Origin of the sequence: Neorhizobium galegae, assembly GCF_021391675.1 — a bacterium.
Taxonomy (GTDB): Bacteria; Pseudomonadota; Alphaproteobacteria; order Rhizobiales; family Rhizobiaceae; genus Neorhizobium; species Neorhizobium galegae_B.
Genome location: NZ_CP090095.1, coordinates 2,407,173 through 2,432,188, shown reverse-complemented (window position 1 = coordinate 2,432,188; position 25,016 = coordinate 2,407,173). Strand labels below are relative to the sequence as shown.

29 protein-coding genes are annotated in these 25,016 nt (G+C 62.7%); 15 read left to right on the top strand and 14 right to left on the bottom strand.

All coding sequences use genetic code 11. The features are described 5' to 3' along the window. Positions 1 to 11 precede the first annotated feature (11 nt). From LZK81_RS12190 to LZK81_RS12180, 3 genes are all read right to left on the bottom strand, one after another. A complete protein-coding gene (locus LZK81_RS12190) occupies positions 12 to 1,472 on the bottom strand; it encodes a TolC family protein (protein ID WP_233953450.1) in 1,461 nt (486 codons plus the stop codon). A gap of 5 nt (positions 1,473 to 1,477) precedes the next feature. Next, entirely contained in the window at positions 1,478 to 1,696 is a 219-nt protein-coding gene (locus LZK81_RS12185; protein WP_080952563.1) for a hypothetical protein, read from the bottom strand. Between the two features lie 88 nt (positions 1,697 to 1,784). Continuing rightward, positions 1,785 to 2,138 (bottom strand): hypothetical protein, encoded by a 354-nt coding sequence (locus LZK81_RS12180; protein WP_233953449.1) that lies wholly within the window; start codon positions 2,136 to 2,138, stop codon positions 1,785 to 1,787. Between the two features lie 496 nt (positions 2,139 to 2,634). Between LZK81_RS12180 and LZK81_RS12175 the strand changes: the two genes are divergently transcribed. From LZK81_RS12175 to LZK81_RS12150, 6 genes are all read left to right on the top strand, one after another. Continuing rightward, on the top strand, positions 2,635 to 3,528 hold the full coding sequence (locus LZK81_RS12175; RefSeq protein WP_233953448.1) for an NAD-dependent epimerase/dehydratase family protein: 894 nt from the start codon (positions 2,635 to 2,637) through the stop codon (positions 3,526 to 3,528). Between the two features lie 99 nt (positions 3,529 to 3,627). After that, positions 3,628 to 4,422: a thymidylate synthase gene (locus tag LZK81_RS12170; RefSeq protein ID WP_046606945.1), complete on the top strand. Its 795-nt coding sequence runs from the start codon at positions 3,628 to 3,630 to the stop codon at positions 4,420 to 4,422. Beyond that, the gene (locus LZK81_RS12165) at positions 4,419 to 4,949 is read left to right on the top strand and encodes a dihydrofolate reductase (protein ID WP_233953447.1); all 531 of its coding nucleotides are present in this window, start codon (positions 4,419 to 4,421) and stop codon (positions 4,947 to 4,949) included. The genes LZK81_RS12170 and LZK81_RS12165 overlap by 4 nt, the downstream gene beginning before the upstream one ends. Positions 4,950 to 5,089: 140 nt before the next feature. Further along, positions 5,090 to 6,187 (top strand): FtsH protease activity modulator HflK, encoded by a 1,098-nt coding sequence (hflK, locus tag LZK81_RS12160; RefSeq protein ID WP_046606947.1) that lies wholly within the window; start codon positions 5,090 to 5,092, stop codon positions 6,185 to 6,187. After that, positions 6,184 to 7,134, top strand: a complete 951-nt coding sequence (gene hflC / locus LZK81_RS12155) for a protease modulator HflC (protein WP_046606948.1) — start codon at positions 6,184 to 6,186, stop codon at positions 7,132 to 7,134. Before hflK ends, hflC begins: the two co-directional genes overlap by 4 nt. Before the next feature lie 223 nt (positions 7,135 to 7,357). Continuing rightward, positions 7,358 to 9,004 carry a Do family serine endopeptidase gene (locus LZK81_RS12150; protein ID WP_233953446.1) on the top strand — a complete coding sequence of 549 codons (1,647 nt, stop codon included), beginning with the start codon at positions 7,358 to 7,360 and terminating at the stop codon, positions 9,002 to 9,004. Between the two features lie 19 nt (positions 9,005 to 9,023). Here LZK81_RS12150 and LZK81_RS12145 read toward each other — a convergent pair whose 3' ends face one another. Genes LZK81_RS12145 through serB form a run of 4 tightly spaced genes read right to left on the bottom strand, consistent with a single transcriptional unit; the run spans position 9,024 to position 11,232 of the window. Beyond that, positions 9,024 to 9,626 carry a GNAT family N-acetyltransferase gene (locus LZK81_RS12145; RefSeq protein ID WP_233953445.1) on the bottom strand — a complete coding sequence of 201 codons (603 nt, stop codon included), beginning with the start codon at positions 9,624 to 9,626 and terminating at the stop codon, positions 9,024 to 9,026. Positions 9,627 to 9,630: 4 nt separating this feature from the next. Then, positions 9,631 to 9,942, bottom strand: coding sequence for a helix-turn-helix domain-containing protein (locus LZK81_RS12140; RefSeq protein ID WP_046608754.1), 312 nt, complete (start codon positions 9,940 to 9,942; stop codon positions 9,631 to 9,633). Next, complete coding sequence (locus LZK81_RS12135) at positions 9,939 to 10,292, bottom strand: type II toxin-antitoxin system RelE/ParE family toxin (RefSeq protein ID WP_233953444.1); 354 nt, start codon at positions 10,290 to 10,292, stop codon at positions 9,939 to 9,941. The genes LZK81_RS12140 and LZK81_RS12135 overlap by 4 nt, the downstream gene beginning before the upstream one ends. A gap of 49 nt (positions 10,293 to 10,341) precedes the next feature. Beyond that, positions 10,342 to 11,232, bottom strand: a complete 891-nt coding sequence (gene serB, locus LZK81_RS12130) for a phosphoserine phosphatase SerB (RefSeq protein WP_233953443.1) — start codon at positions 11,230 to 11,232, stop codon at positions 10,342 to 10,344. Between serB and miaA the strand changes: the two genes are divergently transcribed. Continuing rightward, complete coding sequence (gene miaA, locus LZK81_RS12125) at positions 11,233 to 12,123, top strand: tRNA (adenosine(37)-N6)-dimethylallyltransferase MiaA (RefSeq protein WP_046627540.1); 891 nt, start codon at positions 11,233 to 11,235, stop codon at positions 12,121 to 12,123. Positions 12,124 to 12,130: 7 nt separating this feature from the next. Here the strand turns inward: miaA and LZK81_RS12120 are convergent, their stop codons facing one another. Then, a complete protein-coding gene (locus tag LZK81_RS12120) occupies positions 12,131 to 14,248 on the bottom strand; it encodes an ATP-binding protein (RefSeq protein WP_233953442.1) in 2,118 nt (705 codons plus the stop codon). A gap of 449 nt (positions 14,249 to 14,697) precedes the next feature. On the opposite strand from LZK81_RS12120, the gene LZK81_RS12115 reads away from it, so the two are divergent. Continuing rightward, positions 14,698 to 16,455 carry an acetolactate synthase 3 large subunit gene (locus LZK81_RS12115; RefSeq protein WP_233956534.1) on the top strand — a complete coding sequence of 586 codons (1,758 nt, stop codon included), beginning with the start codon at positions 14,698 to 14,700 and terminating at the stop codon, positions 16,453 to 16,455. Between the two features lie 50 nt (positions 16,456 to 16,505). Further along, positions 16,506 to 17,078, top strand: coding sequence for an acetolactate synthase small subunit (gene ilvN / locus LZK81_RS12110; RefSeq protein ID WP_046608758.1), 573 nt, complete (start codon positions 16,506 to 16,508; stop codon positions 17,076 to 17,078). A gap of 73 nt (positions 17,079 to 17,151) precedes the next feature. On the opposite strand, the gene LZK81_RS12105 is transcribed toward ilvN, so the two are convergent. After that, positions 17,152 to 17,994, bottom strand: coding sequence for an aldo/keto reductase (locus LZK81_RS12105; RefSeq protein ID WP_046608759.1), 843 nt, complete (start codon positions 17,992 to 17,994; stop codon positions 17,152 to 17,154). Positions 17,995 to 18,168: 174 nt separating this feature from the next. Between LZK81_RS12105 and LZK81_RS12100 the strand changes: the two genes are divergently transcribed. Genes LZK81_RS12100 through LZK81_RS12085 form a run of 4 tightly spaced genes read left to right on the top strand, consistent with a single transcriptional unit; the run spans position 18,169 to position 20,441 of the window. Then, positions 18,169 to 18,762 carry a LysE family translocator gene (locus tag LZK81_RS12100; protein ID WP_046608760.1) on the top strand — a complete coding sequence of 198 codons (594 nt, stop codon included), beginning with the start codon at positions 18,169 to 18,171 and terminating at the stop codon, positions 18,760 to 18,762. A gap of 11 nt (positions 18,763 to 18,773) precedes the next feature. Then, a complete protein-coding gene (nthA, locus tag LZK81_RS12095; RefSeq protein WP_233953441.1) occupies positions 18,774 to 19,427 on the top strand; it encodes a nitrile hydratase subunit alpha in 654 nt (217 codons plus the stop codon). Beyond that, positions 19,424 to 20,083 (top strand): nitrile hydratase subunit beta, encoded by a 660-nt coding sequence (gene nthB / locus LZK81_RS12090; RefSeq protein WP_233953440.1) that lies wholly within the window; start codon positions 19,424 to 19,426, stop codon positions 20,081 to 20,083. Before nthA ends, nthB begins: the two co-directional genes overlap by 4 nt. Beyond that, positions 20,070 to 20,441, top strand: a complete 372-nt coding sequence (locus tag LZK81_RS12085; RefSeq protein WP_233953439.1) for a nitrile hydratase accessory protein — start codon at positions 20,070 to 20,072, stop codon at positions 20,439 to 20,441. The genes nthB and LZK81_RS12085 overlap by 14 nt, the downstream gene beginning before the upstream one ends. Positions 20,442 to 20,444: 3 nt before the next feature. Here LZK81_RS12085 and LZK81_RS12080 read toward each other — a convergent pair whose 3' ends face one another. From LZK81_RS12080 to LZK81_RS12070, 3 genes are read right to left on the bottom strand one after another with little or no spacing between them, the layout of a single operon-like run. Continuing rightward, positions 20,445 to 21,230 (bottom strand): anti-sigma factor family protein, encoded by a 786-nt coding sequence (locus tag LZK81_RS12080; RefSeq protein ID WP_233953438.1) that lies wholly within the window; start codon positions 21,228 to 21,230, stop codon positions 20,445 to 20,447. Continuing rightward, on the bottom strand, positions 21,227 to 21,787 hold the full coding sequence (locus LZK81_RS12075) for an RNA polymerase sigma factor (RefSeq protein ID WP_046608765.1): 561 nt from the start codon (positions 21,785 to 21,787) through the stop codon (positions 21,227 to 21,229). The genes LZK81_RS12080 and LZK81_RS12075 overlap by 4 nt, the downstream gene beginning before the upstream one ends. Continuing rightward, positions 21,771 to 22,148 carry a lipoprotein gene (locus tag LZK81_RS12070; protein ID WP_046606964.1) on the bottom strand — a complete coding sequence of 126 codons (378 nt, stop codon included), beginning with the start codon at positions 22,146 to 22,148 and terminating at the stop codon, positions 21,771 to 21,773. Before LZK81_RS12070 ends, LZK81_RS12075 begins: the two co-directional genes overlap by 17 nt. A 150-nt stretch (positions 22,149 to 22,298) precedes the next feature. Between LZK81_RS12070 and LZK81_RS12065 the strand changes: the two genes are divergently transcribed. After that, positions 22,299 to 22,664, top strand: a complete 366-nt coding sequence (locus LZK81_RS12065; RefSeq protein ID WP_046608766.1) for an ArsR/SmtB family transcription factor — start codon at positions 22,299 to 22,301, stop codon at positions 22,662 to 22,664. Then, positions 22,661 to 23,137 (top strand): SRPBCC family protein, encoded by a 477-nt coding sequence (locus tag LZK81_RS12060; RefSeq protein ID WP_233953437.1) that lies wholly within the window; start codon positions 22,661 to 22,663, stop codon positions 23,135 to 23,137. The genes LZK81_RS12065 and LZK81_RS12060 overlap by 4 nt, the downstream gene beginning before the upstream one ends. 4 nt (positions 23,138 to 23,141) lie before the next feature. Here LZK81_RS12060 and LZK81_RS12055 read toward each other — a convergent pair whose 3' ends face one another. Both LZK81_RS12055 and LZK81_RS12050 read right to left on the bottom strand, forming a co-directional pair. Then, positions 23,142 to 23,621, bottom strand: coding sequence for a DUF2269 family protein (locus tag LZK81_RS12055; protein ID WP_233953436.1), 480 nt, complete (start codon positions 23,619 to 23,621; stop codon positions 23,142 to 23,144). Beyond that, a complete protein-coding gene (locus LZK81_RS12050; protein ID WP_233953435.1) occupies positions 23,621 to 24,901 on the bottom strand; it encodes an SDR family oxidoreductase in 1,281 nt (426 codons plus the stop codon). Before LZK81_RS12050 ends, LZK81_RS12055 begins: the two co-directional genes overlap by 1 nt. Positions 24,902 to 25,016: the final 115 nt, after the last annotated feature.

Below are 25,016 nucleotides of genomic sequence, written 5' to 3'. Positions count from 1 at the left end.
GTTTTCCTTTCTCAGTGTCCGCCTGCCTCGGCTTCTTCGGCCGATGCGACTTCTGTCTCTGCCGCAGCAGAACCCGTGGCTCCGCCATAGATGACAGGAGCGAGGTTCGCCTCGGCGAGCCAGAAGTCGCGCTTGGCTTTGACGGCGAGGATGGTGGAATCGATCTTCTCGCGGGTATCGGCGATCAGTTCGAAGGTGCTGGTGATCATGCCGTTGTAGGTGAGGAGGGACTGCTGCTCGATCGCGTTGCGCAACGGCAGGACGTTGTTCCGGTAATGCCTCGCGATGTCGTAGTTCGACCTGTAGGCGAGGTAGGCGGAGCGGGCTTGCGAACGGGCGTTGACCGCAAGTTCCGCCAGCTGGTTGGCGGCCCGCATGTAGGCGAGCTCACCCTTTCGCAGACGCGCCTGGCCGGAATCGAAGATCGGGATCCTGAACTCCAGCGACGCGGTCTTCGACACGTCCGAGAGGATCTTGCCGTCCTCGCGCTCGCGTTCCTTTTCGTAAGTGCCGACCAGTTCGATGTCGGTGACGATGCGGGTGACATCTTCGAGCTTGTAGGACTGAGCGGTCGCCTGAAGCTCCAGGCGGGCGACCTGCAGATCCATGCGCCTGTGAATCGACTCGGCCTCGATGTCGTCGCGCTTGATCAATGCCTTCGGCAGTGAGGGGAGACGGTTCGGAATCTGGAAGTCGATGTCGGAACCGGAGAGGCCCATCAGCCTGACCAGCTCCTCCTTGGCAAGCTTTGCCTCGAGCCTTGCCTTGGCAGTCTCGCCGGTCAGCTCCGCATAAAAGACGTGTTCACGTGCCTGGTCTGCCTTCGGCATCGATCCGGCTTCGCCGATCTTCTTGGCGAGTTCGGACGCAGCGTCGGCGGCTGCCTTGGCCTGGTTGAGGTAGGCGACGTTTTCCCACGCCGCCACGGCGTTGATCCAGGCTCGTCTCGTTTCGGCAGCGAGAGAGATCGTGGCGATGGCCGCGTTGAGCTGGGCCTGACGGAACCGTGTATCGGCCAGCTTGATGTTCTTGTCGTATGTCGCCAGCGCCAGGATATTGGCCGCGACAGCACCTTCAAGAACACGATAGGCCTCAAGTCCGGGAGTAGCTATCCCGGTCAGACCGACGGAGAAGGTCGGAAAAACCGAAAGCTGCGTCTGCCATGCGTCCGCGGCACTCTCTCCGAGATCGGCATAGGAGGCCTGGAGGCCCTTGTTGTTCAGGAGAGCGACCTGGACGGCGGTCTCCACGTCGACGGTCTTCCTGACCATCAGCGCCTTCACGCGGTCGCGGACTGCCTGAGCCTGCTCTCGGTTTTGCACCCAAACGGTCTGTTTGCCGGTTGCCTCGCTGCTTTTCGACGACGCGGTCGCGAAACCGGCATCCTTGGCCGAATAGTCCGTTGTCACGCAGCCGGCGGCGGCGAGGGGAAGCACGACGGCGGACACGAGCCTGATGTGACGTGTTATCATCGCGCTCATCCTTTTTTCGGAGCCTGGGCGTCGTTGAGACCGCGCCAGGGCTTCGGATCAACGGGCATGCGATGGGTGTAGCCGTCAATCGGGCTCCGGTACCGAAGGGGCCTGACGTCGGGCACGGTGTCAGGGTGGTCGGTCGAAGCCACGACTTCAGGCAATGTGGATGCACATCCGCTGGCAAAAAGCGGAAGAGCAACCACCAGGAACAAATGTTTCATGGTGAAAATCCGAGAATATGATCGCAATTGCGCCATGGCGCTCGCTCGCGCACAGGCACAGCAAGACCCGCCCTGCGGGTGCTAGTTCTCAGATGTTAGGTGGACGATGGAGGCTCGGATTCTGACCGGCAGTATCGGTGTCGTCGATGAACTCGCGAATGGAGACCACGCGCGGATGGCTCAACGAGGAGCCGGGGCAGGTGATGGCCGCAACGCCGCAATAATCCGTGCAGCAGGAGCTCTTGGACTTTTCCGGACTGCCGTGGTCGTGCTGGTTGCCGTGATGATCGGCATCGGCCATCGCAAGGCGGTCGTCGCCATGGTGAGAGGCGTGACCGTCTTCGATCTGGGAGACCTGGGCGGCGCTCTCGGGATGCATCGCAGCGCTGACGGCAGAAAAGCTGTAGCCAGCCAGTGACAAGATCATCACCAGTCTGAACATCAGTGCCATCGCTCTAGATGTGATTCGATACATCCCGCTCATGCCTATGAGGATTGCCAGTGCCTTCGAGCTTGTCAATCGACGCCTTCTCAGACCACCGCTTCACGTCGTTTGTGTGGCATCGCAACAACGCCACGAAGGCAGGAAGGGTGACCTGCTGCAATCGTAGCGCTGAGGCAATCGCCCGCTTTGTCGATGGCTTGCGGCTTCCCACACTGGGAAGGTCAAGCGATTTTTCTGGCGCGGAGACGATTTCCCTCGCGACCGCCCATTCGCCATCTCCACGCGAAGTCACGAGATGGAGCGGACGCTACAAGTTTCCGGCCTTGGAGGGTCAAGCGATTGAAGCCGCGTTTCAGGCATTCTGCTTTTGCGTGGATCGACGTTGACGGGCAGGCGGTGTCGTGCTTCATCATCGACCGGGAATGTCATTTCCGGCCGGCGATGCCGGTCTCGAAAAGGCAGGGCAGGGCCCGGATGGGATTGAGACGGCGTCATGGGCAAACGGATCGTATTCACCGGCGGCAGCGGCAAGGCCGGACGGCATGTCGTGCCATATCTTCTGGGCCAAGGGCATGAGGTCTTCAACCTCGACCTTGTGCCGCTCGATTGTCCCGGCGTCAACACGCTGATTACCGATCTGAGGGACGGCGGCGAGACCTTCAACGCGCTCTCGATGCATTTCGGCTTCCAGGGGCTGGAGAGCGGCACGGGGCCGGCGCCCGTCGATGCGGTGGTGCATTTCGCCGCCGTGCCGCGCATCCTGATGCGCCCCGACAACGCGACATTCTCGGCCAACACGATCTCCACCTACAATGTCATCGAGGCGGCGATGAAGCTCGGCATCGCCAAGGTGATCATCGCATCCAGTGAGACGACCTATGGGGTCTGTTTCGCCGAGGGCGACAAGGACTATCATTCGTTTCCTCTCACCGAAGATTACGATGTCGACCCGATGGATAGCTACGGCCTGTCGAAAGTGGTCAACGAGAAGACGGCGCGCGCCTTTTCCATGCGTTTCGGCGCCGATATCTATGCGCTTCGGATCGGCAACGTGATCTCGCCGGAGGATTACAGCCGCTTCCCCGCTTTCCTCGCCGACCCGCCGTCGCGCAAACGCAATGCCTGGAGCTATATCGATGCCCGCGATCTCGGCCAGATCGTCCATCTCTGCGTCGAAAAGGACGGGCTCGGGTTCCAGGTCTTCAACGCGGTCAACGACACGATAACCGCCCGGGAGCAGACCCGTCCCTTCCTCGATCGCTGGGCGCCCGGAACGCCTATCGTCGGCGAGATCGGCGAGTTCGAGGCGCCGATCAGTAACCGCAAGATCCGCGACGTGCTGGGTTTCTCCGAAAATCACAACTGGCGGAAATACGTCTCCGACTGATCCGCACCGCTAAAACAGGGGAAAGCCGTCAAACGAGATTGGTCGGGCCGTCCTGTGCTATTATATGATTCCGTGACGATGGAACCGGCGGCCTGACCCATGAAACAATATCTCGATCTTCTCCGGCATGTGATGGAAACCGGCACCGACCGGGGCGACCGGACCGGCAAGGGCACGCGCTCGGTCTTCGGCTACCAGATGCGCTTCGATCTCGGCGAAGGGTTTCCGGTCCTCACGACCAAGAAGCTGCACTTGAGATCGATCATCCACGAGCTGCTGTGGTTCCTGAAGGGCGACACCAATATCGCCTACCTCAAGGAGAACGGCGTTTCGATCTGGGATGAATGGGCCGACGAGAAGGGCGAGCTTGGCCCGGTCTACGGTTATCAGTGGCGTTCCTGGCCCGCTCCCGACGGCAGCCATGTCGACCAGATTTCGCAATTGATCGAGGGCCTCAAGGTCAACCCCAATTCGCGGCGGCATATCGTTTCGGCCTGGAACGTCGGCCAGCTCGACGACATGGCGCTGCCGGCCTGCCATTGCCTGTTCCAGTTCTATATCGCCGACGGCAAGCTCTCCTGCCAGCTCTACCAGCGCTCCGCCGACGTCTTTCTCGGCGTGCCGTTCAACATCGCGTCCTACGCCCTGCTGACGATGATGGTCGCCCAGGTCACCGGCCTGAAACCCGGCGACTTCGTCCATACGCTCGGCGACACGCATATCTACTCGGATCACTTCGAGCAGGCGAAGCTGCAGTTGACCCGCACTCCGAAAGCGCTGCCCGCCATGCGCATCAATCCTGCGGTAAAGGACATCTTCTCCTTCCGCTTCGAGGATTTCGCGCTGGAGGGGTATGAGGCCGATCCGCATATCAAGGCGGCGGTGGCGGTGTGAGCAAGCCTCGCCTCGTCATCATCGCCGCGGTCTCGCAGAACGGCGTCATCGGCCGGGATGGCGACATGCCCTGGAGGCTTTCGACCGATCTCAAGCGGTTCAAGGCGCTGACCTTGGGCAAGCCGGTCATCGTCGGGCGCAAGACCTTCGACAGTTTCGGCGGCAGGCCTCTTCCTGGTCGGCCGCATGTGGTCGTCACGCGCAATCCGGATTTCCACTACGAGGGCGTCGATGTGGCAGCATCCCTCGAAGAGGCATTGAAGATTGCCGGCCATAGGGCCGAGGAGGCCGGAGCCGACGAGGTTTATGTGCTCGGCGGCGGTGAGATTTACGCCCAGGCGATCAAGACCGCAGACATGCTGCGCGTTACCCATGTCGAGACCGATATTTCCGACGGCGATACGTTCTTTCCCGCCATTGATCCGTCGGTGTTCGAGAAGATCGAGGAGGTTGCCCTTCCGGTGGGCGAGAAGGACAGTTATCCGACCCGTTTCGCCACTTATACCCGCCGAACCGCGACAAACTGAAACATTTCGTTACCGTTGAACGGGAAGTTATTGAACCTGCGTTGAAAGCAGGTCAGCTCATACCTATAACGGGCAATAGCCAGACGGCTGCCGCACGGCAGGGTCGCGGTTTGGGAGCGAATACGAACAAAGAGGTTTTGATGCCCTGGAGCAATCAGAATGGTGGCGGCGGCGGTCCTTGGGGCGGCGGTGGCGGTAATAATCAAGGGCCCTGGGGACAGGGACCGAACCGCCCACGCGGCGGCGGGGGGAGCGGCGGTCCGCCCGACCTCGAAGACATCATAAGGCGCAGTCAGGACCGGCTGCGCAGCGTGATGCCCGGCGGCTTCAACGGCGGCGCCTTCGCGATCGTTCTCATCGTGATCATTGCCTTCCTCGCCTTCCAGTCCGTCTACACGGTCCAGCCGGACGAGCGCGGGGTGGAACTGCGTTTCGGCCGCCCGAAGGACGAAATTTCCATGCCGGGCCTGCATTTCCATTTCTGGCCGTTCGAATCCGTCGAGATCGTCAAGGTCACCGAACAGCAGCAGAATATCGGCGCTGCTCGGGGCTCAAGCTCGAATGCCGGCTGGATGCTGACCGGCGACCAGAACATCGTCAACGTTCAGTTCTCGGTTCTGTTCACCGTGACCGATCCGAAGGCCTATCTCTTCAACCTCGAAGGCCCGGCCGCGACGCTGCAGCAGGTTTCCGAAAGTGCCATGCGCGAAGTCGTCGGCCGGCGCCCGGCGCAGGACATTTTCCGCGACAACCGCGAGGGGATCTCGACCGAGGTGCGCAACATCATCCAGGGCACGATGGACACCTACGGCTCCGGCCTTTCCATCAATGCCGTGCCGATCGAGGATGCAGCGCCGCCGCGTGAAGTGGCCGACGCCTTCGAAGAAGTGCAGCGTGCCGAACAGGACGAGGACCGTTTCGTCGAAGAGGCGAACCAGTATGCCAACCAGAAGCTCGGCCAGGCCCGCGGCCAGGCAGCCCAGGTCCGTGAAGAGGCATCCGCCTACAAGGACAGGGTCGTCAACGAAGCGCAGGGCGAGGCGCAGCGCTTCGTCTCGATCTATAACGAATATGCCAACGCGCCTGAAGTGACGCGCCGGCGCATCTTCCTCGAAACCATGGAAACGGTGCTGAAGAACTCCCGCAAGATCATTCTGGACAACAAGGACGGCGTGGTCCCCTACCTGCCGCTCAACGAGATGATCAAGCCGCAGACGAACCAGGGAGGCACACGATGAACTCCAATCGACTCCCCGCATTCCTGATCGGCCTCGCCGTTCTCCTCGTGCTCATCTATTCGTCGGTTTTCGTGGTCAACGAGCGCGAACAGGCGATCGTCGTCCGCTTCGGCGAGATCCAGGACGTCAAGCGCGAGCCGGGCATCTATTTCAAGCTGCCCTTCGCATTCATGGACGCCGATCGCGTCCAGTATGTCGAGGACCGGGCATTGCGCTTCGATCTCGACAATATCCGCGTCCAGGTGCGCGGCGGCGCCTTCTATGAAGTCGACGCTTTCGTGGTCTACTCGATCACCGATCCGCGCCTCTTCCGGGAAACGGTGTCGGGCGACCGCGAATCGGCCGAATCGCGGCTTCGCACCCGTCTCGATGCGGCGCTGCGCCGCGTCTATGGTTTGCGTAATTTCGATGCGGCTCTCTCCAACGAGCGCTCCTCGATGATGCAGGAGGTTCGCGCGGACCTCACCGCGGCTGCGGAAACCCTCGGGCTCGCCATTCGCGACGTCCGTATCCGCCGCACCGACCTCACCCAGGAAGTCTCGCAGCAGACCTTCCAGCGCATGAAGGCCGAGCGTCTTGCCGAGGCAGAACTGATCCGCGCCCGCGGTAACGAGCAGGGCCAGCGCCGGCGGGCGATTGCCGACCGTCAGGTCGTCGAGTTCGTCTCCGAAGCGCAGCGGGATGCGGAAATCCTGCGCGGTCGGGGCGACGCCGAACGCAACAAGATCTTCGGCGAGGCCTTCCAGCGTGATCCGGCCTTCTTCGAGTTCTACCGCACGATGCGTGCCTATGTGGCGGCACTTGCCGACAACGGCACGACGCTGGTGCTGTCGCCGGATTCGGAGTTCTTCCGGTTCTTCAACTCGTCCGCCGGCCAAGCGCTTGCGCCGATCCAGGCGCCTGTTCCGCCGGCACCGCCTGCTGCACCTGCAGCGCCGGCGAACTGATCCGAGAAGCTTGGGGCGGCGCAAAGCCGCCCCTTTCATGACAAGACCATCCACAGGCGTGATCGGCAGAGGGTGCAATCCTCACGAAAAGGTAATTTCCACCGTCGTCATTCCGCCTTATGCTCTGCCGAAACTCCGCCCGATTCAAAGGCTCCTATGGCCGGCCCGGGTCGAGTACCGCTTTTCCGGGGTGATGCGGACAATCCAACAGCGAGGATGCCAGATGGCTCATTCGGTTCGATCGACCTTCAAGCTCACCGTCACGCTTGCGGCAACGTTTGCCCTGCTGGCGGCGCCCTTGCAGGCGATTGCCCAGACCGCGGTGCCTGCCGCTCCGGGGCAGAACGCCAATCCGCCAGCCGCCGGTTCTCCGGGAGCCATGCTGCCCGCTCCGCCGACACCGTCTCCGACCATCAATCCGCCTCCGGCTCCGGGGCCCATGGCAGGCGGCGGCCCGGGATCGATCGCCGATCTCGCCGAGGGCCTGCTCGATGCCGTCGTCAACATCTCCACCTCCCAGAGCGTCAAGGACCAGGGAGCCGGCCCGCAGCCGCAGATCCAGGAAGGCTCGCCATTCCAGGAGTTTTTCGAGGACTTCTTCGATGGCCAGGGCAGCCAGAACGGCAACCAGAAGGTTTCTTCGCTCGGCTCCGGCTTCGTGATCGATCCCTCCGGCTACGTGGTCACCAACAACCACGTCATCGAAGGCGCCGACGACATCGAGGTGATTTTCCCGAACGGCTCGAAGCTCAAGGCCAAGCTGGTCGGCACCGACACCAAGACCGACCTGTCGGTCCTGAAGGTCGAGCCCAAGGCGCCGCTCAAGGCCGTGCGCTTCGGCGATTCCCGCCGCATGCGGATCGGCGACTGGGTGATGGCGATCGGCAACCCGTTCGGCCTCGGCGGATCCGTGACGTTGGGCATCATCTCGGCCCGCGGCCGCAACATCAACGCCGGCCCCTATGACAACTTCATCCAGACGGATGCGGCGATCAACAAGGGCAATTCCGGTGGCCCGCTGTTCAACATGCGCGGCGAGGTGATCGGCATCAATACCGCGATCATTTCGCCGTCGGGCGGTTCGATCGGTATCGGTTTCGCCGTACCGACGGAGCTCGCTGAAAACGTCGTGCACCAGCTCACCGAATTCGGCGAGACGCGCCGCGGCTGGCTCGGCGTGCGCATCCAGCCGGTCACCGACGACGTGGCGGCAAGCCTCGGCCTCGACCGGGCGCGCGGCGCGCTGGTATCCGGCGTCGTCAATGGCGGGCCGATCAAGAACGGCGAGATCAAGGCCGGCGACGTGATCCTCACCTTCGACGGCCAGTCCGTCAACGAGATGCGCGACCTGCCGCGCATCGTTGCGGAAAGCCCGGTCAACAAGGAAGTCGACGTGGTGATCCTGCGCGACGGCAAGCAGCAGACCGTCAAGGTAACGCTCGGTCGCCTGGAGGATAGCGCCGATCCGGAGGAGGAAGACGACCAGCCGGCCCTGCCGGAAGGCCAGGGTGAGAACAAGACGCCGAACAACAATGCGCCCGGCGACCAGAAGGGCGAGCTCAGCCAGGACCCCGCCGCAGCCTTCGGCATGACGCTCGCCGTGCTGGACGAGGACCGCCGCAAGAGTTTCAGCATTGTCGAAAGCGTCGAGGGGGTGCTGATCACCGCCGTTGCGCCGAATTCGCCCGCCGCGCAGAAGGGGCTGAAGGTCGGCGAAGTGGTGGTCGAGGTGGCCCAGGATTTCGTCGAAAGCCCGGCCGACGTCGTCAAGCGGATCGCCGTCCTGAAGTCAGAAGGCCGCCGCAACGCGCATGTGATGGTCTCGGATCCTTCCGGAAACCTGCGTTTCGTGGCGCTGCCGCTGGAGTAAGCTCAAGGGCAGGGGGCGGTCAGCGGGTGCGTCCCGCGACCGCTCTCTGGCGCTGCCATTCATCGCGGGTGATCGCATAGACCACATGCGGTTTCAGATGCGGGTGCGTATCCGGCACCCGCGGGTGATCGAAATCCATGCCGGTGATCCGATGCAGGCCGAGCCGCTTCATCACGGCGGTCGATCGCCTGTTTTCACCGACCGCGAAAGACACGACTGCATCGAGGTGCTTTTCGCCGAAGGCGAAGTCGAGCAGCGCGCGGGCTGCCTCCGTGACATAGCCGTTTCCCCAGAACCGGGTCGCCAGCCGCCAGCCGACCTCCACCGTTTCCAGCGGAAAGGTATCCGGCATGTTGGCGAGCGACAGGCCGCAGAAACCCATGGGCTCCTGCGTTTCCTTCAGTTCCAGCGCGTAAAAGCCGAGCCCGGTTTCGGTGATCGCATCGTTGAGCTTTGCGAGAAAGGTGTCGGCCTCCTCGTAAGTGCGGCGGAACGGGAAAAATTCCATCACCTTCGGGTCGGAATTGATCTCGCGGAAGAGATCGCGATCGCTGTCGATCCAGCTTCTGAGGCGCAGGCGTTCGGTTTCGAGGATGATCCGTGGGGGTACGGTATAGAGCATTGTTTTACGATGCCGGCGAGGAGGATTTCGGCTTCTCGAAGCTGATGCGCAGTTTGGTGCCGGTGGCATCGGCAAAACGTTGAAGGGTGCGCGTGGAGGGCATGGAACGGCCGCTTTCCAGCCGCGCGATGGCGGCCTGCGTCGTGCCCATGGCCTTGGCGACGTCTTCCTGCGTCATGGAAGCCTGCGCGCGGGCCTTGATCAGGGCTTCCGCGAGAGCGAATTCCTCTTCGAGCGCATCATAGGCTGCGACAAACTCAGGGTCTTTGAACCATTCCTTGGCGGCTTCGCTTACCAGAAGGCTTTTCTTGGTCATCTCACATCCTTTGCCCGTCTCAGTGCAATCTCGATGTCGCGTCTGGGCGTTTTCTGCGTCTTCTTCCGGAAGACATGCAAAACCACGATCCGATGACCTGAGGCCGTCACATAAGCTGCCCGGGCTATTCCGTCGCGACCGCGCATCCGCATTTCCCAGATCGGCCCCTCAAGGTGCTTCACATAGGGTTCGTGTACCTTGGCGGGTCCTTCCAGCTCGATCAGCTTTACGATGCGAAGAAAGCTGGCAACAATATCGGTGGGAAACGCCTCGAGTTCGATCCTGACGCGATCGTTCAAAAACTCCATCTTCCAATGCATTGAATATACCATTTTTGCAATGATCTTCAATGCGTATGATGCGATGCGAGCGGCAATCCGTCAATCGCAAGGGTTGCAATCAGGCCGTCACGAAATCCGTCTTGCGATAGCCCTGGATGTAGAGGAGGGCGGTCAGGTCGCCGTGGTCGATGCGCATCTTGGCCTGGGCGGCGACGGTCGGTTTGGCGTGCAGGGCGACGCCGGAGCCGGCGACGCCGAGCATGCCGAGATCGTTGGCGCCGTCGCCGACGGCGATCGTGTCTTCCGGCGAAATGCCGAGTTTTTCGGTGATGGCGAGAAGCGCGTCCACCTTGGCCTGTTTGCCGAGAATGGGTTCGGCGACTTCGCCGGTGAGGATGCCATCATTTTCGAGGAGGATGTTGGCGCGGTTTTCGTCGAAACCTAGGGTTGCGGCGATGCGGCTGGTGAAGACGGTGAAGCCGCCGGATACGAGGGCGGCGTAATGCCCCCTGGCCTTCATGGTGGCGATCAGTTCCGGTCCGCCCGATGTCAGCGTGATGCGCTTGGCGATGACGTCATCGACGACGGTGATCGGCAGGCCTTTCAAGAGTGCGACGCGTTCGCGAAGGGCGGGTTCGAAGGCGATCTCGCCGTTCATGGCGCGGGCGGTGATCGTCGCGACCTTGTCCTTCAGCCCGACGACATCGGCAAGCTCGTCGATGCATTCCTGGCCGATCATGGTCGAATCCATATCGGCTATCAGGAATTTTTTCCGGCGCCTATCCGCGTCCTGAATGACGAGATCGATCGGGGCGCTACCGATGACGGCCCTCAGATCGGCCTCGACCGCTTCGATATCGGAGCCGTCGCGCAGCGCGATATCGCAGGCGATCCCATCCCCCAGCCAGTAGAGGCCCGAGGCTTTCACTGCCTCCGCCGCTTGTTCTCCGAGCTTTTGCGTGAGAACTGGGTTTGACGGATGGGCAATGAGCGTGGCAACGAAAGCCATATGAGCGACCTTATCGAGAATTTTGATGCGATCCTGATAACCGGGCCGACGGCCAGCGGCAAGTCGGCGCTTGCATTGCGCCTGGCGCGCGAGACAAACGGCGTGGTGATCAATGCCGACAGCATGCAGGTCTACGACACGCTGCGGGTCCTGACGGCGCGACCGGCCGAGGACGAGATGGACGGCGTGCCGCACCTGCTCTACGGGCATGTGCCGGCGACGCGCGCCTATTCGACCGGCGAGTGGCTGCGCGACGTGGCGGCGCTTCTGCCGGAACTGGCGCGCGAGGGCCGGCTGCCGGTCTTCGTCGGCGGCACCGGGCTTTATTTCAAGGCGCTGACCGGCGGCCTGTCCGATATGCCGGAAATCTCGCAGGAGATCCGCTGCGAGGTTCGGCTGCGTCTCAAGGAGGAAGGACCGGAGGCGCTGCATGCGGAGCTTTCGGCACGCGATGCGGCGGTGGCGGCGAGCCTGGAGCCGAAGGACGGGCAGCGGATCGTGAGAGCGCTGGAGGTCCTGGCGGAGACCGGTCGCTCCATCGCCGAGTTTCAGGGCAGGCAGGGGCCGATGGTGATCGATCCTTCGAGGGCGAAGAAGCTTGTCGTCCTGCCGGACAGAAAGCTGCTGCACGAACGGATCGACCGCCGTTTCGAGACGATGCTGGAGAGTGGCGCCGTGGATGAGGTGAGGGCGCTGCTGGCGCTCGGTCCCGCACCCGACCTGCCTGTCATGAAGGCGATCGGTGTGGCGCAGATCGCCGAGATGCGGGAAAACCGCATGAGCCGGGAAGAGGTTATCGAACGCGGCTCGGCATTGACCCGCCAATATGCCAAGCGGCAGATGACCTGGTTTCGCAACCAGATGGACGAAAGCTGGGAGCGGCTGGCCTGAGGCCTGCTCAATCCTTGTCGTAAAGGCTGCTCAGCGGTTTTTTCAGCAGGCTCTCGCGCAGCGATCCTTCGCGCCGGAGCAGCGGGTTCGGGCGCGGCGCGCCTTCGGGCGCAGGTGGACGCTGGAACGCCGGAGGCGCGGGCTGGTAGGACGAAGGCTCAGGCGGACGTTCGCGGCGCAGTTCTGCGAAACGGTCGGGGCGCGGCGCCGAGGGTTGTTCCGGCGCGGCCGCGCGCGGCAGCATTTCCGGCCGGTAGGGTTCCAGCTGCGGGTTGCCTGCCATGGGCGGTGTCGGATTGACCGTCACATGGCCCGTCGAGCGGATCTCCCGGTTCCAGCGATCGAGTTCGGCTTCGCCTGCCGGTGGGAAATCGTCATCCGCGTCCTGCTCGGCATCGGGAGCGCCTTCCGGGAAGGGCGCCGTCGTCGTGGCATAGCTTTGCTGGAAGGCGGAAATATCCGGGCCGCTGACGGCGCGCATGCGGGCGATCACGGTGCGCAGATCGACCGTATCCGGCGTATCCTCCGTGCCTTTGTCGGCGACGCCGTTGGCCTTGGGCAGGTATTTTTCCTCGACGCGGGCAAACCGCATGCGCATCGGCACGGAAATCGCCTCGCCGAAGGCGATCGCTTCGCCATTGCCGATCGACGACAGAAAGCTGGTCGTCGAGATCGACGAATTCGGGATCGCCGACTTGATGATTTCCTGGTCGCGGTCGTTGGACAGTCGCATCGCGAACACCGTCGAACATTGCGACAGGATCGTCTGGTCGAGTTCGCCCGGGCGCTGGGTGATGACGCCGAGCGAGACGCCGTATTTGCGGCCTTCCTTGGCGATCCGCGAGATGGCCTGCCTTGTCGGGAAGAAACCGAGTTCCCGGTCGGCCGGCACATAGCGGTGCGCTTCTTCGCAGACGACGAGCATGTGGACGGCGCCATTGCTCCAGAGCGCAAGCTCGAACGCCATGCGGCAGAGGACCGAGGCGATGGAATTGACGACTTCCGATGGGATGCCGGCGAGCTGGAAGGTCGAGATCGGCCGGTCTCCACCTGGAATCCGGAAGATATAGGCGATCGTCTCCATGATCGTGTCATTGATCGTATTGTTGGAGAACATGAAGTGATAGCGCGGATCGTTGATCGCCGACAGGATGCGCATCTTGAGCGACCGCAGGAACGGTTTTTCGCCGCGGCCTTCCAGGCGGCCGATACGTTCGTCGATCAGCGCCAGAAGGTCCGCCATGCGGTATGGAACCGGCGTGTCGGCGGTGACCGAGCTCTTTTCGGTCGAGCGGCGCATCAGCGACGTTTCATTGCCGCGGAAGGCGCGTTTCGCCTCCGGGATGAGGTCGCGCAGGATGTCCAGTTCTTCCGCCACGGCCGGACGACCGCGAAAAACCACTTCGGAAAACTCTTCGAGCCGCATCAGCCAGAAGGGCAGGTCGAGCGTTTCGGTATCGATGACGACCGCGTGATCGGGAAAGGCTGCGGCAAATTCGTTGTGCGGATCCAGAATGAGGACGCGCAGCTTCGGGTCGGTCTCGATCGCCTTGTGGAGGAGCAGGGAGACGGCAGTCGATTTGCCGACGCCTGTCGAGCCGACGATGGCAAAGTGTTTCGACAGCATCGACGGAATATGGATCGTCGCGTCGATTGTGTCGTCCTGGGTCAGCTTGCCGACCACGCAGGTCTCGTTCTTGCCGGTATCATAAATGCGGGAAAGGTCGGCGGCACGAATGCGGTGCGCCACGGCGCCGAGATAGGGATAACAGGAGATGCCGCCAGTGAACTCGTCGCGACCATCGGGGCCCTTGCGCACCTCGCCGAGCAGTTCGGCCTCGATGTGGAAACCGGTATTGCCGTTTTCACTCCATTCCTTGCCGCCGGTCTGCATCGCATAGGCAAGTGCCACGACACGGTTTTCGCCGACGCTGATGGAGATCAGCCGGCCGACGGACCAGAGCTCGGTAAGATCGGTCTCGCCGTGTTCGGCAACGGCGGAAATGGTGGCATGCGAGCCGTTGCAGGCGACGACGCGCCCAAGCATGCGGTTGCCGGGCTTCTGGACGTCGCGACGATCCTGCTCTCCTGCAGACGCGGAACGGTGCAGATCGTTGTTTAACAAACTCTGGCCCCTATCATTGGGGGTGGCGGATCAGGTTGCGGCTCGTCCGTCGGGTCGCTACTCTCCAAGCAGGAGGACTATATTGTGCCGGCCTTAACAACTCGTGTAGGAAAGCGCGCGGCTGAATGCGTGGAAACGGAGCAGCAAAATCAGACAGATGAGGATTTTTGGTGCATGCCCACGTTGACGAGCGACATTTATCTGGCTAACACTTCGCGCCATGAAGATTTCGATCGCTCTTATTGTGGTGGGAACGCGCATGGGCAGGATGGTGTAACCATCCGGCGACAGCCACCCATGCGCGGAAAGACAGGCTCCTCAAGGGGGCCTTTTTTTATGCCTTCAATCCGGCTCGGAGGAGCCGCCGGTAAAAATCCAGCAGCGAATGGACCAAGACAATGACGGATACGAACAATCAGATGCCAGATAACCAGATGCCAGATAACCAGATGACTGGCGCGGAGATTGTCCTGAAGGCTCTGAAGGACAATGGCGTCGAGCATATCTTCGGATATCCGGGCGGCGCCGTCCTGCCGATCTATGACGAGATCTTCCAGCAGGACGACATCAAGCACATTCTCGTGCGCCACGAGCAGGGCGCCGGCCATGCGGCCGAAGGCTATGCCCGCTCCACCGGCAAGGTCGGCGTGATGCTGGTGACGTCCGGTCCAGGCGCCACCAATGCCGTCACCCCGCTGCAGGATGCGCTGATGGATTCGGTCCCGCTGGTCTGCCTGTCCGGCCAGGTTCCGACGACGCTGATCGGCTCGGATGCCTTCCAGGAATGCGATACCGTCGGCATTACCCGGCCCTGCACCAAGCACAACTGGCTGGTCAAGGACGTCAACGCGCTCGCCGGCGTCATCCACGAGGCCTTCCGCATCGCCCAGACCGGCCGGCCGGGTCCGGTCGTCGTCGACATCCCGAAGGACATCCAGTTTGCCACCGGCACCTATACGCCGAAGCCTGAGATCGCCCAGAACACCAGCTATCAGCCGCGCACCCAGGGCGACATCAACGCCATCCAGGCGGCCATCGAGCTGATGGCCTCGGCGCGCCGGCCGGTCTTCTATACCGGCGGCGGCGTCGTCAATTCCGGCCCGGAAGCCTCGCGGCTGCTGCGCGAGCTGGTCGAGCTCACCAATTTCCCGATCACCTCGACGCTGATGGGCCTCGGCACCTATCCGGCGTCGGGCAAGAACTGGCTCGGCATGCTCGGCATGCACGGCTCCTACGAGGCGAACATGGCGATGCACGACTGCGACGTCATGGTCTGCATCGGCGCCCGTTTCGACGACCGCATTACCGGCCGCCTCAACGCCTTCTCACCGAATTCGCGCAAGGTCCATATCGATATCGACCCGTCCTCGATCAACAAGAACGTGCATGTGGACATCCCGATCCTCGGTGATGTCGGCAGCGTTCTCGAAGACATGGTCCGCCTGTGGCGTGCGCTGCCGAAAAAGCCGGCCAAGGCGCAGACCGAGGAATGGTGGAGCCAGATCAACCGCTGGCGGGCTCGCAAGAGCTTTTCCTACAAGCATTCCAACGACGTCATCATGCCACAGTATGCGCTGCAGCGTCTGTTCGAGGCGACCAGGGGACACGATACCTACATCACCACGGAGGTCGGCCAGCACCAGATGTGGGCGGCGCAGTTCCTCGAGTTCGAGGAACCGAACCGCTGGATGACGTCGGGTGGCCTCGGCACCATGGGCTACGGCCTGCCGGCGGCGATCGGCGTTCAGGTCGCGCATCCGGACGCCCTCGTCATCGACGTTGCCGGCGACGCCTCGATCCAGATGTGCATCCAGGAAATGTCCTGCGCCATCCAGCATAACCTGCCGGTCAAGATCTTCATCCTGAACAATCAGTACATGGGCATGGTCCGCCAGTGGCAGCAGCTGTTGCACGGCAACCGCCTGTCGAACTCCTATACGGAAGCGATGCCGGATTTCGTGAAGCTGGCGGAAGCGTATGGCGCCGTCGGCATGTATTGCGACGATCCGAAGGAGCTCGACGGCAAGATCGAGGAGATGATCGCGGTCAAGAAGCCGGTGATCTTCGATTGCCGCGTCGCCAATCTCGCCAACTGCTTCCCGATGATCCCCTCAGGCAAGGCGCATAACGAGATGCTGCTGCCGGACGAAGCCACCGACGAAGCGGTTGCCAATGCCATCGATGCCAAAGGTCGCCAGCTCGTCTGAGACGGGCGGCACATCCTTCAACAAAATTCTGAGGAAATGGACCTAAGATCATGAATGCGCATCATCAACCGACCGGCTCTGCCTATTTCATCGCGCCTGAGACGGCGAAGGCCGAAAGCCATACGCTTTCGGTTCTCGTCGCCAACGAACCCGGCGTGCTCGCCCGGGTGATCGGCCTGTTTTCCGGTCGCGGCTACAATATCGAGAGCCTGACGGTTTCGGAAACGGAACACGAAGCTCACCTATCCCGCATTACCATCGTGACGCGCGGCACGCCGACGGTGCTCGAACAGATCAAGGCACAGCTCGAACGCATCGTACCGGTGCACCGGGTCGTCGACCTGACGGTTCGCGCCCACGTGCTCGGCCAGGAACGGCCGATCGAGCGTGAGGTGGCGCTGGTCAAGGTTGTTGGCCAGGGCGACCACCGCGCCGAGACGCTGCGGCTCGCGGATGCCTTCCACGCCAAGGTGGTGGACGCGACGGTCGAGCATTTCATCCTGGAAATCACCGGGAAATCCTCGAAGATCGACCAGTTCGTGGCGATCATGAAGCCGCTCGGGCTGGTTGAGGTGTGCCGCACCGGGATCGCGGCGATGAACCGCGGTCCGCAGGGGATGTAACGGGTCTGGCGGAGATCGATATCTTGCCGGCATTCGGCACGCTGACGGCGAAGCGCCGGACGCCCGATCTCGACTAGATCATCTCAAGCGGCGCCTTGCGCGACGGCGGCGGGAAGGCGGTGTCGAGCGCCGTCCAGTCCGCCTCGCTGAGATCCAGATCGACCGCCTCGGAATTTTCCGCGACGCGGTCAGGATTGGCGGATTTCGGGATGGCGATGACGCCGTCGCGCTCCAGCAGAAAGGCGAGCGCCACCTGTGCCGGCGTCGCCTGATAGGCCTTGGCGATGCGGATCAGTTCGCCGCTTCTGGCAAGCCGACCCTGTTCGATCGGCGAATAGGCCATGACCGGAATGCCGCGCTCCTGGCACCAGGGCAGAAGATCGTATTCGATGCCGCGGCGGGAGAGATTGTAGAGGACCTGGTTGGCGGCGCAGTTTCCGCCATCCGGCACCTCCATCAGTTCCTGCATGTCGTCGAGATCGAAATTGGAGACTCCCCAGGCGCCGATCTTGCCGGCCCGGCACAGCTCCTCGAAGCCGGCGACGGTCTCAGTCAGCGGATGTTCGCCGCGCCAATGCAGGAGATAGAGGTCGAGGCGGTCGGTCTTCAGCCGGTCGAGGCTGCGCTCGCAGGCCTCGACGACACCCTTGCGGCTGGCATTCCAGGGATAGACCTTGCTGACGAGAAACACCTGATCCCGGCGGCCGGCGATCGCTTCCGCGGTGATTTTTTCGGCGCCGCCCTCGCCATACATTTCCGCCGTGTCGATCAGCGTCATGCCGAGATCGAGGCCGCGCTTCAGGCTCTCGATCTCTACCGCGGCCTTGCGGCCGTCCTCGCCCATCTGCCAGGTGCCGAGGCCGAGAGCCGGGACCGAAATGCCGGAGGGCAGGGTGACTGTCGGGATATCGGACATAGCGGGCCTCGATCTGTCGCGTCTGGAGAAGTCCATCCTACTCAGATATGGCTTCGATTGAAGCTGCCAAGTTCCGCTTGAAGATCATGTCCAACGATCTTATCACGAAAAGACAGGCCATCCGCGAAACGAGATGGCCGAGACAGCCGGGGCGGATTGGCGCTAGGAGAAAATATGTCGCTGGAAACCTTTCTGGCCCTCGTCCTGTTCGCCTTCACGACTTCGATCACGCCGGGGCCGAACAACATGATGCTGTTCGCGTCGGGCGTGAACTTCGGCTTTACGCGGACCATTCCCCATATGCTCGGCATCGGCGCCGGTTTTCTGTCGCTGCTGATCGCGGTCGGCCTCGGCCTCGGCGCACTGCTGCATTCGGTGCCGGTCGTCTATACGGCACTCAAATTCGCCGGCGGCGCCTATCTGCTCTGGGTCGCCTGGAAGATCGGCACGTCGCGCAGCCTGTCGGACGGCAAGACCGGAGCGCAGCCGATGACATTTATTGGCGCGGCGGCCTTTCAATGGGTCAATCCGAAGGCCTGGGTCATGGCGGTCACGGCCATGGCGACCTATACGAACCCGGAATATTACCTGCCGACCGTTATGCTCGTGGGTCTGGCGTTCGCCGCCGTCAACGTGCCGAGCGTTTCGACCTGGGCCGGCTTCGGTTCGGCGTTGCGCGAATGGTTGTCGGTGCCGGCGCGGCTGAAATGGTTCAACATCACCATGGCGCTCTTGCTTGTCGCAAGCCTCTGGCCGATGTTGAAGTGAGGGAGACAACCATGTCTACACATCATCACCACGATCACGACCATGGGCATGACCACCAGCACGGCCATGACCACGATCACGACAACCGCTACAGCGACATGCAGGCGCGCGTAAAAGCGCTCGAAACCGTGCTGACCGAAAAGGGGTTGATCGATCCGAAGGCGATCGATGCGATCGTCGAGACCTATGAGACGAAGATCGGCCCCCGCAACGGCGCCCGGGTGGTCGCCAAAGCCTGGAGCGATCCGGATTTCGCCGAATGGCTGAGAACCGATGCGACCGCGGCGATCGCGAGCCTCGGTTATACGGGCCGGCAGGGCGAGCATATGCGGGTGGTGTTCAACACGCCCGATACCCATAATCTGGTCGTCTGCACGCTATGCTCCTGTTACCCCTGGGCGGTACTCGGCCTGCCGCCGGTCTGGTACAAGGCACCGGCCTATCGCTCGCGCGCGGTCCTCGATCCGCGCGGCGTGCTTGCCGAGTTCGGCCTGAGCCTGCCGGATACCAAGAAGATCCGCGTCTGGGATTCGACCGCCGAATTGCGCTATCTGGTCATCCCCGAAAGGCCGGAAGGCACAGAAGGTTTCGGCGAGGAGGCGCTTGCCGACCTCGTGAGCCGCGACGCGATGATCGGCACGGCGATTGCGGGGCCGCGGCCATGAACGGGCCTCATGATCTCGGCGGCCAGATGGGCTTCGGGCCGGTGGCGCCGGAAAAGGACGAGCCGTATTTTCATGCTGAGTGGGAGAAGCGGGCGCTGGGGCTGACGTTGTCCGGCGGTGCTCTCGGTGGCTGGACGATCGACGAAAGCCGGCATGCGCGCGAAAACATTCCGCCGGCGGCGTATCTTGGTGCGAGTTATTACGAGATCTGGACACGGGCGCTGGAAGTGCTGCTCGAACGCCACGGCTTTGCGACCAGGGCGGAAATCGATGCGGGCCACAAGCAGATGGAGCCGGCGGTGCCGAAGCGCATCCTGAAGGCGGACATGGTGCCGGGCGTGCTTGCCAAGGGCGGGCCCTGCGATCGGCCTGTCGAAAGCGAACCGAGTTTTCAACCGGGAGACCGGGTGCGGACGCGCAACTTCAACCCTGAGACCCATACACGGCTGCCGCGTTATGCCCGCGCCAAGACCGGTGTGGTCGAGGCCGTGCAGGGCTCCTACGTGTTTCCGGACGACAACGCGCACGGCAAGGGCGAGAACCCGCAATGGGTCTATACGGTCGTGTTCGACGGCGCCGAGATCTGGGGCGAGGGCGCCGATCCGACGCTGACGGTTTCGATCGATGCCTGGGAGAGCTATCTTGAGCGCGTGTGAAATGCCGTCGGCTTTGGTGCAGTCGCCCGGATTGCCGACGTCACCGGAGGGTGATCCGGTGTTTCCGGAGCCCTGGGCGGCGGAAGCCTTCGCGATGACCGTGCATCTGCACGAGCGCGGGCTGTTCAGCTGGAGCGAATGGGCCGAGGCCCTTTCGGGCGAGGTTCACAAGCCCGGCCGGGCGGAGGATGGCAGCGACTATTTCGACTGCTGGGTGGCGGCGCTTTCCGGCCTGCTCGTCGGCAAGGGCATCGCCGACGGTGAGACGATCCTGAAGCTGCAGCAGAGCTGGCAGCGGGCCGCCGAGGCAACGCCGCACGGCCGGTCGATCGAGCTTGCCAACGATCCGCTGCGCTGAAGATCAGCTCGGAAACTGCCGGTAACATTCCTCTGCGACCCGGCGCAGCATGTCGCGGGAGATTTCGCCGGTGACGGCGTATCCGAGCTCGCCGTCGATCCAGTAAAAGGTCTCGACGGTGTTGGCGGAGGCGAACCGAAAACTGGTGGTGCGGTTTTCCTTGTTGCGGCCGACGAGCACGGTCAGGCGCTGGCCCGTCTGGTCCTCGTACATGAACAGGGCGCCGGGCTTACCGCCGACCGGCAGGAGGCGGCCGCCGACCAACTTGAAGCCCATCGATTGAAGGTTCGGAACCTTGAGATTGGCGATCGACAGCCGCTTGCCGAGCCAGTTGGCGAGATGCGTCTCCTCGTTGGCGAAGACTTCGACCGGGTGGCGTACTTCGCTCGCATAAACGAGGAAGGCGTTGCGGGCCTCGCGGGGCAGGATTTCGGTATAGGCGAGCTGGATATCCGGGCGTTCGAACAGCAGCGGGCCATAATGGCCGCCGAGCGCGCCGGCTGCGAAGATAACAACGGCGGCTGCTGCCAGCGCGAAGCGGCGGTACGGCCGTGTGTTGGTGCGCGTCAAACCGCCGGTGAGAAGCTGGATATCGGTGGGTTTCGATCGTTCGTGACCGGCGAAGGCGGCGCGCAGTTCGTCGTTCTGCTCCTGCCAGTCGGCCACCATCTGTGCGGCGTCCGGGTTTCCGGCCAGAAAATCCTGCACACGGGCGCGGTCGGCCTCGTCCAGGAAGCCGTCGGCATAGGCGTGCAGTTCCGCTTCGGTTACGGATCTGGCTTCGGTCATCTTGGTCTCCGCAATGGTATGACGTTTTCCTCCCGCATTTTTTCCCGCAAGGCCTGGCGCGCCCGAGACAGGCGCGACATCACCGTGCCGACCGGTATGTCCAGCATCTCGGCGACTTCCTGATAGGCGTAACCTTCGACGACGACCAGCATCAGCACCGCGCGTGCCTCCTTCGGCAGCGTCTCCAGCGCCTGCACGAGCCGGTTCTTTTCCAGCGGATCGTCGACAACCGTGCTTGCAGCCAAGGTCTCCGCCTCCTCTATGCCGACAGAAGGGCGTCGCGCGATCGACCGGCGCGCGTTGAGGTGAAGATTGGTCATGATCCTGTAGGTCCAGGATTTGAAATTCGCGCCGCGCCATTGGCCACGGCTGACCAGCGCCTTTTCGACGCAATCCTGCAACAGGTCCTCGCTCTCCGTGTCCGAGCGCGTCAGGCTGCGCGAATAGCGCCTGAGCGAGGGCAGGAGGGCGAGGATCTGCGCCTCGAAGGAAAGCGGCGCGGGAGCCTGTGCCTCACGCGCCGTTCCGGACGTGGATTGATCAGGGTTTTGCGACATCCCACACGCCGTTCACGCCGTCACCGGTGGTGTCGCCTTCCTTGGTGTCCTTGACCCAGTAATAGAGCGGCATGCCATCCTTCGCCCACTGCTTGGCCCCGTCCTTGCGGGTCACGATGGAGTATGCACCATCGGCCTTCGCATCGGAAGCGGCCATGACCGGCGGCCAGTTGGCGGCGCATTTGTCGTAGCAGTTGGAGGTGCCGGCCTTGTCGTTCTTGAAGGTATAGAGCGTCATGCCCTTTTCGCCGACGAGGACTTCGCCCTTGGTCGAGGTCTTGACGGTCTTGAACGGGCCGGCGGCAAAGGCGACCGAGGTCAGCGCTGCAAGTGCGAAAGGCACGAGGATGAAGGTTTTCATGGATCGTCTCCCTGGTTGATGGCGGCCTCACATCGGCCACCGAAGTCAAGACACCGGGCGTGGCGGATTTATTCCGTCGATGCCGAAGATTTTTTCGAGAAAATCATACTTAGCTGTTGAGCTAAGTATTTTGATTTGATACTTAGCCCTATGGAAAACTATTCAAGCGAACTCGACGGCCTGTTCCAGGCGCTTGCAGATCCGACCCGGCGGGCGGTTCTGGCGCGGCTCGGTCACGGATCGGCCAGCATCAGCGATCTCGCGGAACCGTTCGACATGGCGCTGCCCTCGTTCATGAAACATGTGCGTTTCCTGGAGGAGAGCGGCCTGATCCGGACGCAGAAGCAGGGCCGCGTGCGGACATGCACGCTGGAGCGGGCACGGTTCGCGATGCTGGAGAACTGGCTTTCCGAACAGCGGGCGATCTGGGAAGCCCGTACTGACAGGCTGGAGCAATTGGTTCTGGCGAAACAGGAATTCCTTCGGCACGAACAGAAACAGGAGACAGGCAGATGACGCAGACGTTCAATCCGGATCTCGACCTCACCATTTCGCGGTTGATCAAGGCGCCGCGCTCGGCTGTGTGGAATGCCTGGACGGACAAGGCGAGTTTCGAGCAGTGGTGGATCCCGGCGCCGGCGCTCTGCAGGGTCGCGGCGATGGACATTCGCCCGGGCGGGGCTTTCGAGACGCAGATGAGCGAGAACGGCGGCGATTTCGGTCCGCATCTCAGTGCCTGCTTTCTGGCCGCCGACAACCAGGAGAGGATCGTCTTCACCAATGCGCTGACAGGCGGCTGGCGGCCGGCCGAACAGCCGTTTATGACAGCGATCATCACCTTCAAGGATCATCCGCAGGGCACAGAATATCTGGCGCATGTCATGCACAAGAGCCCGGAGGACCGTAAGATGCATGACGAACTGGGCTTTTTCGACGGTTGGGGCACGGTGATCGAGCAGCTGGCGAAGCTGGTCGAGCGGCAGCACTGAGGGTTCAGAACAGCGGGATATCCGGCTTGGTCAGCATTAGCCAGAAGATGGCGATGACCGCGAAGAAGGCCGGGAAGCCGCAGGCAAACCAGATCCTGTAGAGCCGGTACCATTCTGGCGGCAGCGGCGCGGAGTCTTCGCAGGCGATGCGGGCGATATCGCGCAGCCGGATCTGGATCCACACGACCGGCAGCCAGAACAGTCCTGTCACCACGTAGAGAATGAGCGACAAGGCGATCCAGCCATCCGTCAGCGACCAGCCGATGCTTCTCGCCAGCAGGTAGCCGGTGATCGGCTGCAGGAAAACGGCGGTGGCGGTGAAGACGGTATCGGCAAGCACGACCGTGCCGGCGGTATGGGCGATCAGCTTCGGATCTTCCGTCCGCCGGGCGACGACCATGAAAAAGGCGATGCCGGCGCCGGTTCCGAGCAGCACCGTGGCGCCGACGACATGCAGGAGCCGCAACAGGCTTTCGGCATCCATCAGCGTTCGTCCAGAATGGCGAGGGAGACGAGGGTGAGTGCGACCGACGGCAGGACTTTCACGAGGACCCCAAGCGGATCGAGCCAGAGCTGCGGCGCGAGGAGCGTGCCGCCGGCCAGGTAGGCGAGGCTGGTAAGGATCATCCCGAGCATCGCCTTGCGGGCATGGGGGCGGACGAGGACGGCAGACCCGAGCAGGATGTCGAGGAGACATGTCGCGACCGTTATCGCCATGGCGAAGGAGCCCGGCACGACGGGCGGAAATTGGGCTGCCGCGGCGCTCAGGTCGAGGAGCGGGATGAGGCCGGACAACAGCCAGAACAGCGAGAGCGTCAGAATGATTGCGGGTTTCAGGAGATAGAGCCGCGCGAACCAGAGGTCCTGGACGCCGCTCGGATGGGCGGCGAGGGTCTCTGCAGCATCTGCCAGGACGAGGCCGGCCGGTTTCGGCCTCAGGCTCCTGACGCCTTCCGACATTACCGTCATCGCCGTCGAGCGAAGCGGCGAACGCCAGCCGAGTCGTCCGGCGATGTCGGCGGCCCAGGTGACGGGTTTCGCAAGCGCTGCTGGCAATGCAATGGCGGTGGCGGCGGGCAGGCCAAGCCAGGTGCGGTGAAGCTTCACGAGGTCAGACAAGTTCAGGGTCTTGTCGGCGGCGAGATCGAGATCGCTGCCGGTCGGGATGGCGCCGTCGACCGCAAGAGAAACGGCGGCGGCGACATCGTCGAGCGAGACGGTTTCGACCGGACTTTCCGCATGGATGAGCGGCAGCAGGCCGGGAAGGCTCGCGAGCGCCCGGAGAAGCGCTGCGCCGCCATGGGCATTGCGGCCGATGACAAGCGCCGGCCGCAGAATGACGAAGGGGAGGCCGCTTGCCGCAAGCGCTTCGTCGGCGCGGCGTTTGGTGGCGAGGAACGGCAGGTCGGCGGCTGCGCCATCCGTGCGGGCGGAGATCTGCACGATACGTCTGCCGCCGAGCGCCTGCGCCGCTTCGTAGAGCGACAGCATCGCCTTTTCCTGGGTGGCCGCAAGATCATCGGAAAGACCGTCCTGCAGCGCGCCGGCACAATTGACGACGACATCCTGGTCCTCGATCAGCGGACCCCAGTCGGCGGCAGTCAGTTGCGCGAGATCGGCCTTTATCCACTCGGCCGTGGGCCATTTCAGGCGGGCCTTGTCCGGGTCTCGCCCGAGCCCGGTTATCCGATGGCCCTCGGCGGCAAGCCTTTGCAGGATCGCCGAGCCGATAAAACCGGTTGCGCCGAGAATCAGGATCTTCATGCCGCGATCATAGGGGGCGATGATGGAAACGGAACAGCGGCAATCGCTCCCCACCGCATAGACGGAGGAAAGGTGTCGCCCGTCCTCCGAAGACCGGCAACGGCGCTCATCCCGG